Source organism: Pseudomonas sp. NPDC077649 (genome assembly GCF_044542855.1).
Taxonomy (GTDB): Bacteria; Pseudomonadota; Gammaproteobacteria; order Pseudomonadales; family Pseudomonadaceae; genus Aquipseudomonas.
Genome location: NZ_JBITVF010000003.1, coordinates 269274 through 283874, shown reverse-complemented (window position 1 = coordinate 283874; position 14601 = coordinate 269274). Strand labels below are relative to the sequence as shown.

The window sequence follows — 14601 nt, the reverse complement described above, 5'->3', positions numbered from 1 at the left end:
GCTCGGGGGCCTGTGGGCCGGGCGGCGATCCGCTTTAGCCCGCGCCAACCACCGGTGGTGGGCTAAAGCCCACCCTACGGGCCTTTGTACCCACTCCCAACACTTAACGCAGACATAGCCTTTTTCTTTCCCCTTCTTTTCGATGGTCTTCGCGGCGCGCGGCGCACCTTAGGGTTTGCCGCCGGTAGTCGGTGCCCCCTGCGCTTCTACGCCCAAGGATTGTCCCGGTACTACGACCTTTCGCCCGCTACCGGTAGCGGGTCGGTCGCGGGCCGCCCGGGGCAAGTCGGGCAGGGCGCGCCAAAGCAGCGGGCAAACGCTGCCAAGGCAGCGTATGGCCGGCCCCGGCGCCTTTCGATAATCGCCTCCGACCCGACTGCCCTGGCGGTCGCCACTCAAGCGGAGAGCGTTATGCACAACAAGAAGATCGCCAACCCCCGGTTTCTGCCCCTTGCCTTGACTGCGGCCGTCGCCCTGGTCGGCGCCCAGCAGGCCGCCGCCGAGATCGTCCTGTACGACCAGGACGCCACCACCTTCTCCACCGACGGCTATATCAACGCCTTCTACGTCAACAGCGACGTGGATCGCGAAGGCGAGCAGTTCGACCGCCGCCAGTCGCGGGTGAAGATGGGTTTTCTGCCCAACTGGATCGGCTTCAACTTCGGCAAGCAGATCGACGATCTCAAGCTCGGCGGGCGTTCCTCGTTCTGGGTGACCATCAACGACAGCGAGCAGAACGGCACCGACACCGCCATCGACGTGCGCCAGTTCTACGGCACCGTGGCCAACCCGGAGTGGGGCGAGGTGCTGGTGGGCAAGGACTTCGGCCTGTTCTCGCGCTCCAACATCTTCCTCGACGAACTGCTGGCCGGTTACGGCAACGTCTCCGATACCCTCGGCCTGGTCGACGGCACCGGGGTGTCCTTCGGCAACATCGGCACCGGCTATCCGTACCCGTTCCCGACCTCGCAGATCACCTACCGCAACAACCACCTGGCCGAGGGCCTGCGCCTGGCGGTCGGCATCATGGACCCGGTGGACACCAACGACGACAGCGCCGTGGGCAAGGCCTACCAGGAAGAGCCGCGTTTCGAATCGGAGGTCAGCTACCAGTTCGACCTGGGTGGTTCGACCATCTACACCTGGGTCAACGGCGCCTACCAGACCTCGGAAAACACCGACGACAGCGTCGATACCGTGACCTCCAAGGGCCTCGGCTACGGCGTGCAGGCCAAGTTCGGCGGCCTCTCGCTGACCGGCTCGGGCTTCCAGGCCAAGGGCATCAACCCCTTCTTCACCAACAACCTGGGCGAGCCGACCCTGCGCGACATCGACAGCGACGGCTACCTGCTGCAGGGCTCCTACACCTGGGGCAAGAACCGCGTGGCACTGTCCTACGGCAAGACCGAGGACGACGGCAACGGCCTGGGCGTGGCGGCCGACTACGAGACCCGCGGTCTGGCCTACTTCCGCACCATCAACGACAACCTCAAGCTGGTCGCCGAGTACAACCAGTACGAGATCGATGCCGCCGAGGGCAGCGGCCTGAACGAGGACACCGACACCTTCGCCGTGGGCGCCGTGCTCAGCTGGTAAACACCGTTGCACAGGGCCGGGCAGGGGGCGACCGCTGCCCGGTCTTTTTTTGCCTGCGCCTCGTAGGATGCGCCGTGCGCACCCGGTTGCCGCTGCTGCGCCCGGCCTGGCGGCCCCGCGACACCCTACCTAGGAAGGCCCGACCCAGTACTCAAGTAGCATGGGGCAGCCATCATCCGCTTCGTAGAATTTCCCCCTATCCAGCAGGTGTATTGGGGCGTCTTATGGCCTTGGAACAGTCGGAAGGCGTGCTCAGCGCCGTTTCCAGTGCAAAGGATGTGGAGCAGGCCGCCCAGGAGCTGGCGCGCCAGCTGATCCATCCCTACCTCGGCTTCGTGCTGTTCTTCTGCTCGGCCGAGTACGACCTCGAAGCCCTCGGCCGGGCCCTGGAGCAGCACTTCGGCGGTGTCAGCCTGGTCGGCTGCACCAGCGCCGGCGAGATCACCCCGCAGGGCTACGGCCGCGGCTGCGTGGTGGCGCTGGGCTTCGACCTGCGCTGCTTCTCCATCGCCAGCGCGCTGATCGACGAGATGGAGCGCTTCAACCTGCTCGATGCGCAGCAGCTGGTCGACGTCCTGGTGCGCGACTGCCGCAGCAACGAGCTGGCCTCGATCAAGGGCCACAGCTTCGCCCTGACCCTGCTCGACGGCCTGTCCAGCCGCGAGGAACTGGTGCTCGGCGCGCTCAGCGCGGCGCTGGGCAGCATTCCGCACTTCGGCGGCTCGGCCGGCGACGACAACCACCTGACCCACACCCACGTCTACCACGGCGGGCGCTTTCACAGCGGCGCGGCGGTGGTGGTGCTGTTCAATACCTGGCTGGACTTCGAGGTATTCAGCACCCACCACATCCAGCCCCGCGCCGAGAAACTGGTGGTGACCCGCGCCGACAGCGCCAGCCGCCGCGTCTACGAGCTCAACGCCGCGCCGGCTGCGCAGGAATACGCCGAGCTGATCGGCGTGCCGCTCGATGCCCTGGACCACCGGGTGTTCGCCGCCTACCCGCTGGCGGTGCGCATCAGCGATCACTACTACGTGCGCTCGATCCAGCAGGTGCACGACGACCTCAGCCTGAGCTTCTACTGCGCGGTGGAGAACGGCATCGTCCTCACCGCCATGCGCCCCGGGCCGCTGCTGCCGAATCTCGAGCAGCTGTTCGCCGGCCTCGAGCAGCGCCTCGGTCCGCTGTTGCTGACCATCGGCTGCGACTGTTTCCTGCGCCGCCTGGAGATCGAGAACGACGGCGGCAGCCTGCCGGTGTCGGCCTTTCTGCGTCGGCAGCGGGTGATCGGCTTCAACTCCTACGGAGAGCAGTTCAATGGCATGCACATCAACCAGACCTTCACCGGAGTCGCCATTGGCCGCCCCGGCCGTGGCTGATGGCGCCGAGCTGCAGGCGCGCCTGGCCGCGCTGGAAGGCGAGAACGCCAAGCTCAGGCGGATCAACGCCGCGCTGATCGAGCGGGTGGAGTCGATCCACTCGCGCGGCGACGATGCCTACGCCGCCTTCCAGCATTCGGTGGTGCTGGCCGAGCAGGTGCGTGAACGCACCGATGCGCTGAACCAGGCGATGGCCGAACTGAAATCCAGCAACCAGCTGCTCAGCGATGCGCGGCTGCGCGCCGAGACCGCCCACCAGCACCTGATCGACGCCATCGAGAGCATCTCCGACGCCTTCGTGCTGTTCGACGACCGCCAGCGCATCGTCCTGTTCAACAGCCGTTTCAAGGCGCTGTGGGCGCGCAGCCGGGCGCGCATCGGCACCGGTACGCGGCTGGAGGAGATCAGGCGCCTGAGCCGCAGCACCGGCCTGGTGGTGGAGGCGCAGCTGGGCAAGGAGGGCGAGCCGAGCCTGTTCCGCCTGCAGGACGGCCGCTGGGTGCAGGTCAGCGAGCGGCCGACCCGCGAGGGCGGGCTGGTGATCCTCTACACCGACATCACCGAGGTCAAGCAGAGCGAGGCGCTGCGCCGCGAACAGGCCCTGGCGCAGAAATCGCGGCTGCTGCAGCGCGCGGTGGACAACCTGTCCCAGGGCATGGCCATGGTCAACGCCGAGGGCGCGCTGGAGCTGTGGAACCACCGCTTCCTCGAACTCTGCGGCCTGGCGCCGATCAGCGCGCATCGGCCCTTCGCCGAGGTGATGGCCGAAAGCGAGCTGGAGCCGCTGACCCCGGCCAGCCGCGATATCGCCGGCAAGCCGCTGCGCCAGGTGGAGGTGCGTCTGTTCGACGGGCGCATGCTCGAGGTGCGCACCCATCCGCTGCCCACCGGCGGCTTCGTCAACACCTTTACCGACATCACCGAGCGCCACCGCCAGGCCCAGGCGCTGAGCGACAGCGAGCGCTGGATCCGCCTGATCACCGACCACGTGCCCGCGCTGATCGCCTACCTGTCGGCCGACCTGGTCTACGAGTTCACCAACAAGGTCTACGAGGAGTGGTACTGCTGGCCGCGCGGCGCCATGCTCGGCCAGAGCCTGCGCGAGGTGCACAGCGAGGAGCACTGCCGGCGCCTGGAGCCCTACGTCGAGCGGGCGCTGTCCGGCGAGAGCGTGACCTTCGAGTTCGCCGAGACCAACCACAGCGGCCAGGAGCGCTACATGCTGCGTTCCTACGTGCCCAACCGCCAGGCCAGCGGCGAGGTGGTGGGGATCTTCGTACTGATCCGCGACATCACCGAGCGCCGGCGCACCGCCGAGGCGCTGCACCAGGCCTACCAGCACCTGGAGCAGCGGGTGCGCGAGCGCACCGCCGAGCTGACCACGGTCAACGAGCAGCTGCGCCGCGAGATCGACGAACGCACGCAGATGGCGGCGCGCCTGCGCGAGGCCAAGGGCGAGGCCGAACAGGCCAACCTGTCGAAGACGAAGTTCCTCGCCGCGGTCAGCCACGACCTGCTGCAGCCGCTCAATGCCGCGCGGCTGTTCACCAGCGCGCTGCTGGAGAAGAAGGACCTGTCCGGCTGCGCGCCGCTGGTGCGCAACGTCAGCAACTCGCTGGAGGACGTTGAGAGCCTGCTCGGCACCCTGGTGGATATCTCCAAGCTCGACGCCGGGGTGATCAAGCCGGATATCGCGCCGTTCGCCGTCAGCGAGCTGCTGGAGAACCTCGCCGCCGAATACCATCAGATCGCCGGTAGCGAGGGCCTGCGCCTGGACTACCTGCCCAGCTCGGCGCTGGTGCGCAGCGACGTGCAGTTGCTGGCGCGGATCCTGCGCAATTTCTTGAGCAACGCCATCCGCTACACCGCCAGTGGGCGCATCCTGCTCGGCTGCCGGCGGCGCGGCAACAGCCTGTCGATCGAGGTGTGGGACAGTGGCATCGGCATCGCACCGGACAAGCTCGGCGAGATCTTCCAGGAGTTCAAGCGCGGCGACACGGTGCAGCGCAAGCAGGACCGCGGCCTCGGCCTGGGCCTGGCCATAGTCGACAAGATCGCGCGCATGCTCGGCCACCGCATCCGCGTGGCCTCGCAGCCGGGCAGGGGCTCGATGTTCGCCGTCGAGGTGCCGCTGACTCGCCTGGCGCCCAAGGCGCGGGCGCTGCACGACAGCCCGGACCAGCTGCTCGAGCGCCTCTCCGGCGCGCGGGTGTGGGTGCTGGATAACGACGCGGCGATCTGCGCCGGCATGCGCACTCTGCTCGAAGGCTGGGGCTGCCGAGTGGTCACGGCGCTGAGCGAAGAAGACCTGGCGCGCCAGGTGGACAACTACCACGCCGAGGCCGACCTGCTGATCGCCGACTACCACCTCGACGACGAGCGCAACGGCGTCGACGCGGTGGCGCAGATCAACGCCCGGCGCAGCGCCGCGCTACCGGCGCTGATGATCACCGCCAACTACAGCAACGAGCTCAAGCAGCAGATGCGCGAGCTGGGCCACAGCCTGCTGCACAAGCCGGTAAGGCCGATGAAGCTGAAGGCGGCGATGAGTCATCTGCTCGAACGCGGCGGCTTGGGCGCCTAGGAGCAGGCGCTTCGCCCGTGGCCGCGCCATAAAAACGCCGGATCGGAGCATCGACACATAGCGGGGCATAGCCAACAAAAAGCCCGGCATCAGGCCGGGCTCGGATAAAGCGGGACGGCCTCAGATCAGATGCTGCTTGTCCAGCTCGATGGCCGCGTCCAGGGTCTCCAGCAGCGCCTTGCGCACCTTGAGCTTGGTGTTCTTGTGCGCGGTCATGTTGATCTTCTTCATCTGCTGGGCCACGGCCTGGGCGGTGGCCAGCAGTTGCTCGGCCGGTACCACCTTGTCGAGGAAGCCGGCGTCCACCGCGCCCTGCGGATCGAACATCTCGCCGTTGATCACCGAGCGGTGGAAAGCCGACTTGCGCAGGCGGTCGCGGGCCAGTTCGATGCCGACGTGGTGCATGGTCATGCCGATCTGCACCTCGTTCAGGCCGATATTGAACGGCCCTTCGACGCCGATGCGGTAGTCGGCCGACAGCAGGATGAAGGCGCCCTTGGCCACCGCATGGCCCGGGCAGGCAACGATGATCGGGTAGGGGTGGGCGAGCATGCGCCGCGCCAGGGTCGAGCCGGCCGCCACCAGGTTGATCGCGTTCTGCGGGCCGGAGGTCATCACCTTGAGGTCGTAGCCGCCGGAGAGGATGCCCGGCTGGCCGGTGAGGATGACGATGGCGCGATCCTGCTCGGCGCGATCCAGCGCGGCATTGAAGGCGGCGATCACGTCGGGGGAGATGGCGTTGACCTTGCCGTTGCTCAGGGTCAGGGTGGCGATGCCGTCTTCGAGTTGGTAGCTGATCAGGTCGCTCATGGCAGTTTCCTTATTAAGGCCGCGGGGCTGAATGTGGGCCGAAGGTACTCAGCCACACCGCTGCGGTAAAGCGCCGCGGCTGACCGGCGGGTCAGCGATTTCGCCTATTGCCGCGATGGCCGATGGCAATTGGTCGAGGGTTAGGGGCGGCAACTAGAGTGGGCGGCGAATCGAAGGAGTCGCCCATGAATCTGTTGTCGTCCATCCTCTGCGTCGCCGCGGCGCTCGTCCTGCTTCTGGTCTCGGTGCTGATCGGCGAGCGCCCGCAGCTGCACAACCCGCTCGGCGTGCTGGCCCTGTTCGCCGTCGGCCTGTTCATCTCCCTGGGTTTTCTGCTGTTCGGCCACATGCGCTTCGACGAGCTGCTCGGCGAGCGCCGCGGCGAAGACCCGTCCTGCTCTTAAGCGCATGAATCTTCTGAAAAAAAATTTGCCATCGGGAAAACATTCGACTAAATTAGCGCGCCTCGACGGGCTACACGCAAAAACGTCGAGATCCGGTGAAGTGTCCGAGTGGTTGAAGGAGCACGCCTGGAAAGTGTGTATACGGGAAACCGTATCAAGAGTTCGAATCTCTTCTTCACCGCCACTTTCGCAATACCTAAAGCCCTGAAAGCTAACAAGTTTTCGGGGCTTTTTGCTTTCTGGCTTTCGGCAGGTGTCGAAGAAGTGTCGAAAGCCCGATTTACTCGTAGTGCGACCAGAGCCGGAGCACTTTGACGGTCTGTTCATCCTGCAGCACCTGATAGACCAGGCGATGCTGAATGTTGATGCGCCGGGAGTAGGCGCCGGCCAGGTCACCAACCAGCTTTTCGTAAGGCGGTGGGTTCTGGAAGGGGTTTTCCCGTACCACTTCCAGCAGCGCTTTTGCCTTGTCCTTCAAGCCCGCTGCAGCGAGCTTCTGAGCGTCTTTCTGTGCTTGCTTTGTGTAGACGAGCTGCCAGGTCACCAGTCCAGTTCCTTAGCGCATTCGTCTACCGGTTCGGCCATGCCTTCCTTGATGGATTCGCGCATGCCAGGCACGGAGAGCAGGTACAGGGTCTCCTGAATCGCTTCCCAATCCTCGGCCGAGAGCAGGACGGAGTTAGTCCGCTTGCCGGAGATCAGAATGGGCTGGTGAGACTCGGCCGACTGATCCATCAGCCGATACAGGTTGGTGCGTGCTTCGCTTGCAGTAAGAGTTTGCATGGAGTGGTTCTCCTGGGTAGTGCCGCAAGCGTACGCTAAAACGTACGACATGTTAATGTCCCTCGTCGGTTAGTGGATTGAGCCGTAATGCGTCCTGCAGGTGGTCCGGCGACAGGTGCGCATAACGCATGGTCATAGCCAGCGACGTATGCCCCAGGATCTTCTGAAGCGTCAGGATGTTCCCGCCCCGCATAACGAAGTGACTGGCGAAGGTGTGCCGCAGCACGTGGGTGGCTTGGCCGGCTGGTAGTTTGATCGAGGTTTTCTCCAGCACCCGGCTAAACGTCAGCATGCAGTTGGTGAACAGGCCGTGCCGCTTGAAGTAGATCTGCAGAGCCTTTTCCAATTCCCTATCGATCGGAATCGACCGAGTTCGCTTCGACTTGGTATTGGCAAAGGTCACCATGCCGTTTCGCACCCGTTCCGGCGTCAGGGCCTGGGCTTCTCCCCAGCGGGCACCCGTAGAAAGGCAGACCCGAGCGACCAGGCCAATTCCGGGGCTTGTCGTGCGGTCGTCCAGGGCATCGAGCAGCTCCTTTATCTGGCAGGTAGACAAGAAGGAAATCGGGCGCTCCTGCAGGCGCAGCGGACGAACCTTGGCCAGCGGGTTGGGGTAGTCGATATCGCCCAGGCGGTGCAGCTCGTTGAATAAGGCTTTGAGGTAGCCGAGCCGGTTGTTTAGCGTCTTGCCCTGGATGCCGGCATGGAGCAGCGCGCTTCGCGTTTCGCAGAAGGCATTGCCGGTGAGATTGGCGGCAACAGGGTTGCCCAGGTCTTTGGCCAGGTTCTGCAGGGTGCGCAGGATCGCGGCACCATCAGCCAGGGCATGGCCGTGCAGTTCGTGATAGCGCGTGCAGAGTTCGGAGAGGCGGCGACGATCTTTCGGCTTGGGCGTCCAGGCAGGGGACTCGACACATTTGGCCCGGCAGGTGGCTTCGAAGCGCTGTGCCTCACCCTTGGTCTTGAAGGTCTTGCGGAAGCGCTTGCCCTTGATGGGCTCTACGTCCACCTTCCAGCGGCCATCGGGCAGTTGTTCAATCGCCATCAGACAGCACGCCCCCAACGCACATGCCGTTCTTCAAGGATGCCCTTGATGTGCTTGTACAGGCCATCTTCATCCATGCCCTTGGCGGCATAGTGGTCGCGGATCACCGGCCAGCACTCCCAATCCTTGAGCCGGTGAAATGCTCGCCTAGCGCCCACTCGCTCCCGTGCCAGCAGGCTGACGAAGTTTCCCAGGAACAGTTCCACGTTCTTGCCGGAGAATCCCCGCGAGGTCTTGTAGCTGCGCCGGTACTCGGTGTCATCGACCAGGGAATCCACCGGCAGATCGACGCGCACGTCATCGCGGATCAGCGTCCAGATCGGTTCGAAGTAGCCGGGGCGGGCCAGTAGCTTGAACTGGCGCAGACCGTAGCGCCACAGGCCGTCGAGGTGCGGGGCGAAGGCGGCATAGCTGTCGGTTTCGATGAACTGGCCTGTGTGCAGATCGACCGAGCCCGAGGCGAATTGTTGGATCACGGAGTGGTGATAACGCAGCTCGACGCGCCACACGTCCTGTTCCGGGTTGTAGTTGTCCAGGTCGCCTTCGTCGAAGCTGTCCCGACGACGCCAGGCGCCTTCCCAATAGTCGAGCTTGTCAGCGGAGCGCGCCTGTAGGGTCTTGTTGTAGATACCGAGCTGGACGCTACCGGCCGAGCCAAACAGGAAGGATTGGCCCTTGCCGTAGGTGGCGGACTCCAGCGTCCACTGGATTTCCTTGATGCCGGAAATGTCGCGGGCCGCACGTGCGCGGCAATGCATCCGTGCATTGAGGTCGGCCGGGGGCGTCCAGCCCTGCAGGTCTAGCGCGAGGTGGACGGCGCACTGGTTGCGCTCGACGTTGGTCAGGACGTGGCTGGCGTAGTAGTCCAAACGCTCTTGCAGGCGCTCAGGCGAGAAGGCGTCGATGGCATGCGGTGACACCTCGATTTTCAGGTGGGGGCCGATGTTTTCGAGCTTGGCGTTGAAGTTCTTGATTAGCAGGATGACGCCGAGGTCGGCGTTCTGCAGCTTGTACTGATAGCCCGAGTCCTTGCCGACGCGACCCGAATGCCAGCGCTGGCCGGCGAAATCCACCAGGGTGCCGGGCTTGTCAAATAGGCACATGATTTCCGGGCGGATCAGTCCCCGGTAAAGCTGGCGGACGGTATCGACGCCGCAGTGCAGGATGCGGACGTTGGATAGGTCGGTTATCCGAGCCGTTTGATGGTCGAAGAACAGTCGCCCGGCTGGCGATTCGTTGAACTCTCGGTCTACCCGGATTTGGTCTTTAACGGCCATCTTCTACCGCTCCATATAGTGACGAATTGAAACTGTTCTTCTTGGTTTATCTGACGTGCTACAGGGACGTCAGCGGCGTGCGCGCCGCTCGCTCCCTCTGAACTGAACCGCTCGCTCGCGGCGCGCTCACCGCCACGGCCTGGCCGCGTACTCGCCGTTCGGAACGACACTCACCGGAACGCTAAGCGTGCTCACAGGCTGGCCGGCCGTTGGGGAACCGCTTGCAGATGCCGCAGACACACCATTGAGCTCTTGTCGGTTGCCAGAGGTGTCTCGCTGCGGGGGACTGCCCGGGCATAGGGCGGTAGCGGCATAGCCCATGGGGTGGCTGATATGCACGACGCAGGGGCCATGAATGCGCACCAGATAGCCCAGGCTGCGCAGGTCACTCAGGGACTGGCGCAACACCCGTCCCTCGCTGTCGATGACGTCGAACTGCCCCAGCTCGCGGGGCTGGCCATCGACGGTGGCGACCATCACGGCACGGACGGCAAAGGTGCGAGGGGCGTAAGGGTGATTCAGCTGACCAGCCAGGACATCAGGCGGCTGATTAACCAGATCATCGCCAGCAGGAGCAGGAGGCGTATCAGCAGGAAGCGCAGGACTCGCCACGCCGGGCGCAGCAGCTGGAACAGGAGCGCTCGCAGGGGCTTGAGCGCTGCTAGGAGCGCCGAACTTAGGTGTGCCAAGAGATAGTAGAGCGACAAACAGACAGGCAATAAATGCCAGTAGAAAAAGTAGCTTAGGCGACTTGAGCAGGCTCTTTCCGGCCTTGGTGTCTTGAGCTTTTCCGGTGGCGGTGGATTGGTAGAGCCGGAAGGTGTCGGGCTTGATTCGCTTGTATTCAATGATGGTGCCTTCGGCGGGTGGCCGGTTGAGCTGGGCGTCATGCTGGGCCTCCTTGTAGCGGCCTTTGATACCGATCACGGCAAGGTTGGAATGCTTGTAGGCCATCTCGCAGGTCATGCGGATGTCGTCGCGGATGTAGCTGATGTTCGGGGTGGTCAGCACCACGTCCCAGTTCCAATGGCGGTGGCGGGTCCAGCCGTCGAGCCAGTTCATGGGCCGGTCTGCGGCTTGGGCGGCTTCGGAGCCGCCTGGAAAGTCGAAGCGCTCAAGGTCGCGCTCGCGCCATGCCTTGGGGAATACCAGCTGGGTTTCGTCGAAGATGATGAACGCGCCTCGGGGTGCCCACTGGAACCACGTGCGCATACGCTCCATGTCGGCCTGTTGTTCCAGGTCGAGGTTGATGATGTCGACGCTTTCGGGAAGGTCGGGCATGACTTGCAGCACCCGCTCCAGGGTGAAGCCGCGCACGTTGGTGATGATCAACCGGCCTTCTTTCAGGGCCGGTACGGCGTCGTCTTGAATCGCGCCGGAGGTCTTGTAAGAGCCGTTGGGGCCGTGATGGATTTTGATCGACATGGTTAGCGCCCTATGAACGGAACAAACTTGAGGGCGAGGCGGGTCGAGAGCGCGGAGAAGATGATGTTCAGCGCCTGGGGTATGCCAAAGAAGTTCAGCGCATCGACGACCTCGGCCGGCAGGGCGCCCCATCGTTGGCGGACGGCCTCGGCCAAGCCAATGTCTTGCATGACCTCTTGGGCCGCTTGATAGGCCACTTCCAGGGCCAGCATCTGCACCTTTATCCACGAGTAGATGGCGGCCTTGGTCAGCAGGACCAAGCCGTCTTTGACGAAGTCGTAGATGCCGGAACTGAGGAAGTCCCAGATGAACTGGAAGAAGGCGAGGATCTGGTCGAGAAAGCCGGCGAGCCAATCGAGCATGGTGTTTACCCTCTAAGCACGATGACGGCGGCCAGGGCGGCGGCAGCCAGGAGCAGGACATAACGCAGGTAGGAGAGCTGGTCGGAGTAGTCAGCCGGGCAGATGCGCAGGGTTGCGCCGCCGGTGCTGATGGAAAAGACCTGACAGGGCAGCGAACCGCTGCTGTCGTTGAGGTTGAGGTCAAACACGCCCCTGAACAGGGCGCTGTATTCGCCGAGCTTCTGGTCCAGTTCGGCGCGGGCATCGGCAATGCGCTGGTCCCATTCGCTCAGGCCTTCGGCGAAACTCCCCGGCTCGCCTTGCTCGAGGCTACGAGAGGGGCCGGCCGGTCCTTCGGACTCTTCACAATCAACGATGCACGTGCCTTCGCCGGTACCGCTGCCATCACCCGCAGAGCCGGTGCCGCACTTGGAGCCTTTGCAGGCGGTTTCAGAGGACACGGTGTTGCCGTTGCCATCTTTGATGGTGACGTTGGTTGTCTTGGTGGTGGTGGACGAGCAGGAGCCGGCACCGCTGCACTTAACCTCGGTGCGTACATCCGTTTTGGTTGTTGTGGTGGTGCCGTCGGGGTTGGGTTTGCTCTCAACCTTGGTGTCGATCTGCACGCCGTTGGAGCTGGGCACCTTCTTGTAGTTGCAGTTCCAGTCAGCGCCGTTGAAAGACCCGCAATTGGTGCTCTCGCCAGGGACGCCCTTGTAGTCGAAGGATTGGCAGCTGACCATGCCCTCGCCATCGGCGTAATAGGAGCAGGGTTGGCTATCGGTAACGACTGGCGGCGTTTCGGGCGTGCAGTCGACGTCAGGGTCGCAAGGGCCTTGGCCGCCAGAGGGATCGCCAGTAAAGCCGAACTCGCCATCACCGGCTTCGCCCGTGAACTGTACGGCCACTGAGCATTGCGCCGCGGTGCTTTGCATCTCGACGCACACGCCGTTTGAGCATGCCTTTCGCGGTGCCGATTGCTTGCAGCTCTTGTAGGGGCTGGGGCCTACCGGAACAGCTACACACCCTTGAACATCGAGAGTCGGCGGGCCACTGGGGACGCCGTTGGAATCGAACTGAACCGTCGTGGTGACTTCCCGCACATTGTTTTCGGCGTATTTGCACTGCGACGGCTTATCGGCGAAAACAAAATCTACACACTCACCGGCACTGTTTTTAATCTGGGGTAATCCCGTAGTCCCCTTGGGGCCGCAGACTTCACCGTTGGGTGCCTGAGGTACCTTACAAGCGCCCGTCAATGGATCAATGCCATCTGGACAACTTGGCGGCGTATTTGAGTAGGTCTTGTCGTTACGGTCGTAAAGAGGGCCACCAGGATAGGTCGAAAACTTATAGCGGCAACGAAAATAGTTACTTTCAGGGACGAGAGAATAACCGCCAGAACGGTAGGGCGAGTTGTTGAAAAGATAGGCGCAAGCTGCGTCGGGGGTGGACCTTTGAATAGTGGGATAAGTATCAGTGACCCAGGAGGCAGCAAATGAGTAAGAGGAAAAAACAAACAGCCCAAGGGAAATAAACAAGAGCCGACGAGTCATGTGTAACCCTGCCAAAAAAACGAGATACAGCGCCAGGACGGTGAGTATCAGGACGAAGAATTGGTAGCTCATGGCGGTATCCGGATAAGAAAACCCCGCCGAAGCGGGGTTTGTTGCATCGGCAGACCAGTCAGAAGAACTCGCCGATTCGAAAGCCGGTGATGAAGGCACCGGCGATGAATGCGCCAAGCATCACTGACCAGAGCATTGGCGCGGGCCCTTAGGCTTTGCGCAGCATGCTGAACACCACGCCGACGCAGGCCAGGACGGCCAGCGCCAGGGCGATGTAACCGGCGATGGTGCTGGCGTCAGCCTGACCGTCAGCGATCTGCGTCTGAATGGCGGCGGTATCCACCACAGCCGCGAAGGCCGGGACGGTGGCGACGGACACCACAGTGCCGATGCAGGCGTTGCGGGCGAAGGAGCGGACACGACCGAAAGCGGTAGCGCCGTTTTGCAGCTGGGTTTTCAGTTGGTTCATGGTTGTTACCTCATGCGTCGTAGGACAGATGCGACCAATCCACCGGAAAGGCCGATTGCGAACGCCATCAGCGTTCCGCCAAAACCAATGGCGAAGGCTTCTGGCGAAAATCCCCCTGAGACCAAGATGTCCACATAGCCAGCGGCCTCGGGAGGAATCAGGAAGGCCTGTTGCCAGCCAAGCTGCGTGCACGACAACGAGTTGTCGGGGTTGGTGACCCATTGCATGCAGACCTGAACGGCAACGACCGACATTCCAGCCCCCTGTCACTCGGCCAAGCTCGGGTCGCGGACGACCTCGGCGGCATCGAGACAATCAGGGCAGAGGGCGTAGGCGGGCGCCTGGCGCAGATCGGGGAGCAGGTCGGAATGTGGAGCGGGTTGGCTGTAGAGCTGGCCCATGGGCTGCCCGCAGCAGTCACACTTCACGCGATCAACGATCAGCACGGCGGCGCCCTCCCGTTAGGCCTTGGCCGGTTCCGGCTGGGTGCCGGTGGGCTTGGGCTGTTGTTGGGCGGCCGGCTGCGAAGCGGGCTTGGTCTGCGGCTTGGGGTTCACCGCTTCGATGTGCAGGGCGAGATTCTTGCCCTTGTTCTGGCCGCCGCGAGCGACGTCGAAGGTGATGCGCACCAGCTCCAGCGGGGCGAACTGGGCGCCGGCTGCAAAGACTTCGTCGGCGGCGTCTTCTGCGATGGCCATGCCGATGATGGACAGGCCGTGTTCGGTCTTGCCGTCCGGTTCGTCGCCGTAGAAGACCTTGGCGTATTTGGTGTCATCCACCTGGGTCATCTGAGTACCCAGAAATGCAACTTCCATAGTCGAACGTGCCATTTGTGTTTCCTCGCTTAGTTGCGCGTTATTGCGCGGTTTTGCCTTTTTGCAGGCCGAGTTAGCCCAGGCAGAGGAACTTGTTAAGTTCGC

The 14601-nt window shown here is 63.4% G+C and carries 16 protein-coding genes and 1 tRNA gene; 5 read left to right on the top strand and 12 right to left on the bottom strand.

The window, feature by feature from the left end; genetic code table 11:
- Positions 1-411 precede the first annotated feature (411 nt).
- The 3 genes from ACIGFL_RS11655 to nahK all read left to right on the top strand — a co-directional run bounded on the left by ACIGFL_RS11655 (position 412) and on the right by nahK (position 5559).
- Positions 412-1596, top strand: coding sequence for a porin (locus tag ACIGFL_RS11655; RefSeq protein ID WP_397497295.1), 1185 nt, complete (start codon positions 412-414; stop codon positions 1594-1596).
- A gap of 224 nt (positions 1597-1820) precedes the next feature.
- Positions 1821-2975, top strand: a complete 1155-nt coding sequence (gene nosP / locus ACIGFL_RS11650; RefSeq protein ID WP_397497294.1) for a nitric oxide-sensing protein NosP — start codon at positions 1821-1823, stop codon at positions 2973-2975.
- The gene (gene nahK, locus ACIGFL_RS11645; protein ID WP_397497293.1) at positions 2914-5559 is read left to right on the top strand and encodes a hybrid sensor histidine kinase/response regulator NahK/ErcS'; all 2646 of its coding nucleotides are present in this window, start codon (positions 2914-2916) and stop codon (positions 5557-5559) included. The genes nosP and nahK overlap by 62 nt, the downstream gene beginning before the upstream one ends.
- A gap of 120 nt (positions 5560-5679) precedes the next feature.
- On the opposite strand, the gene ACIGFL_RS11640 is transcribed toward nahK, so the two are convergent.
- Positions 5680-6369 (bottom strand): crotonase/enoyl-CoA hydratase family protein, encoded by a 690-nt coding sequence (locus tag ACIGFL_RS11640; RefSeq protein ID WP_397497292.1) that lies wholly within the window; start codon positions 6367-6369, stop codon positions 5680-5682.
- Positions 6370-6554: 185 nt separating this feature from the next.
- Between ACIGFL_RS11640 and ACIGFL_RS11635 the strand changes: the two genes are divergently transcribed.
- On the top strand, positions 6555-6773 hold the full coding sequence (locus ACIGFL_RS11635) for a hypothetical protein (RefSeq protein ID WP_021444924.1): 219 nt from the start codon (positions 6555-6557) through the stop codon (positions 6771-6773).
- A 94-nt stretch (positions 6774-6867) separates the two neighbouring features.
- Positions 6868-6957 (top strand) — tRNA-Ser (locus ACIGFL_RS11630).
- A gap of 96 nt (positions 6958-7053) precedes the next feature.
- Here ACIGFL_RS11630 and ACIGFL_RS11625 read toward each other — a convergent pair.
- The 11 genes from ACIGFL_RS11625 to ACIGFL_RS11575 all read right to left on the bottom strand — a co-directional run bounded on the left by ACIGFL_RS11625 (position 7054) and on the right by ACIGFL_RS11575 (position 14511).
- On the bottom strand, positions 7054-7317 hold the full coding sequence (locus tag ACIGFL_RS11625; RefSeq protein ID WP_021444923.1) for a Txe/YoeB family addiction module toxin: 264 nt from the start codon (positions 7315-7317) through the stop codon (positions 7054-7056).
- Positions 7314-7556, bottom strand: coding sequence for a type II toxin-antitoxin system Phd/YefM family antitoxin (locus tag ACIGFL_RS11620; protein WP_021444922.1), 243 nt, complete (start codon positions 7554-7556; stop codon positions 7314-7316). Before ACIGFL_RS11620 ends, ACIGFL_RS11625 begins: the two co-directional genes overlap by 4 nt.
- Positions 7557-7608: 52 nt before the next feature.
- Positions 7609-8601 carry a tyrosine-type recombinase/integrase gene (locus ACIGFL_RS11615; protein WP_397497291.1) on the bottom strand — a complete coding sequence of 331 codons (993 nt, stop codon included), beginning with the start codon at positions 8599-8601 and terminating at the stop codon, positions 7609-7611.
- On the bottom strand, positions 8601-9878 hold the full coding sequence (locus tag ACIGFL_RS11610; protein WP_397497290.1) for a hypothetical protein: 1278 nt from the start codon (positions 9876-9878) through the stop codon (positions 8601-8603). The genes ACIGFL_RS11615 and ACIGFL_RS11610 overlap by 1 nt, the downstream gene beginning before the upstream one ends.
- A gap of 126 nt (positions 9879-10004) precedes the next feature.
- On the bottom strand, positions 10005-11303 hold the full coding sequence (locus ACIGFL_RS11605; protein ID WP_397497289.1) for a zonular occludens toxin domain-containing protein: 1299 nt from the start codon (positions 11301-11303) through the stop codon (positions 10005-10007).
- 2 nt (positions 11304-11305) lie between these two features.
- The gene (locus tag ACIGFL_RS11600) at positions 11306-11665 is read right to left on the bottom strand and encodes a DUF2523 family protein (protein ID WP_397497288.1); all 360 of its coding nucleotides are present in this window, start codon (positions 11663-11665) and stop codon (positions 11306-11308) included.
- 5 nt (positions 11666-11670) lie between these two features.
- On the bottom strand, positions 11671-13272 hold the full coding sequence (locus tag ACIGFL_RS11595) for a hypothetical protein (RefSeq protein WP_397497287.1): 1602 nt from the start codon (positions 13270-13272) through the stop codon (positions 11671-11673).
- A gap of 148 nt (positions 13273-13420) precedes the next feature.
- The gene (locus tag ACIGFL_RS11590; protein WP_397497286.1) at positions 13421-13681 is read right to left on the bottom strand and encodes a capsid protein; all 261 of its coding nucleotides are present in this window, start codon (positions 13679-13681) and stop codon (positions 13421-13423) included.
- A 5-nt stretch (positions 13682-13686) separates the two neighbouring features.
- Positions 13687-13935, bottom strand: a complete 249-nt coding sequence (locus tag ACIGFL_RS11585; protein WP_397497285.1) for a hypothetical protein — start codon at positions 13933-13935, stop codon at positions 13687-13689.
- Between the two features lie 12 nt (positions 13936-13947).
- Positions 13948-14127, bottom strand: coding sequence for a hypothetical protein (locus tag ACIGFL_RS11580; RefSeq protein WP_397497284.1), 180 nt, complete (start codon positions 14125-14127; stop codon positions 13948-13950).
- 15 nt (positions 14128-14142) lie between these two features.
- Positions 14143-14511, bottom strand: coding sequence for a hypothetical protein (locus ACIGFL_RS11575; RefSeq protein WP_397497283.1), 369 nt, complete (start codon positions 14509-14511; stop codon positions 14143-14145).
- Between the last annotated feature and the right edge of the window lie 90 nt (positions 14512-14601).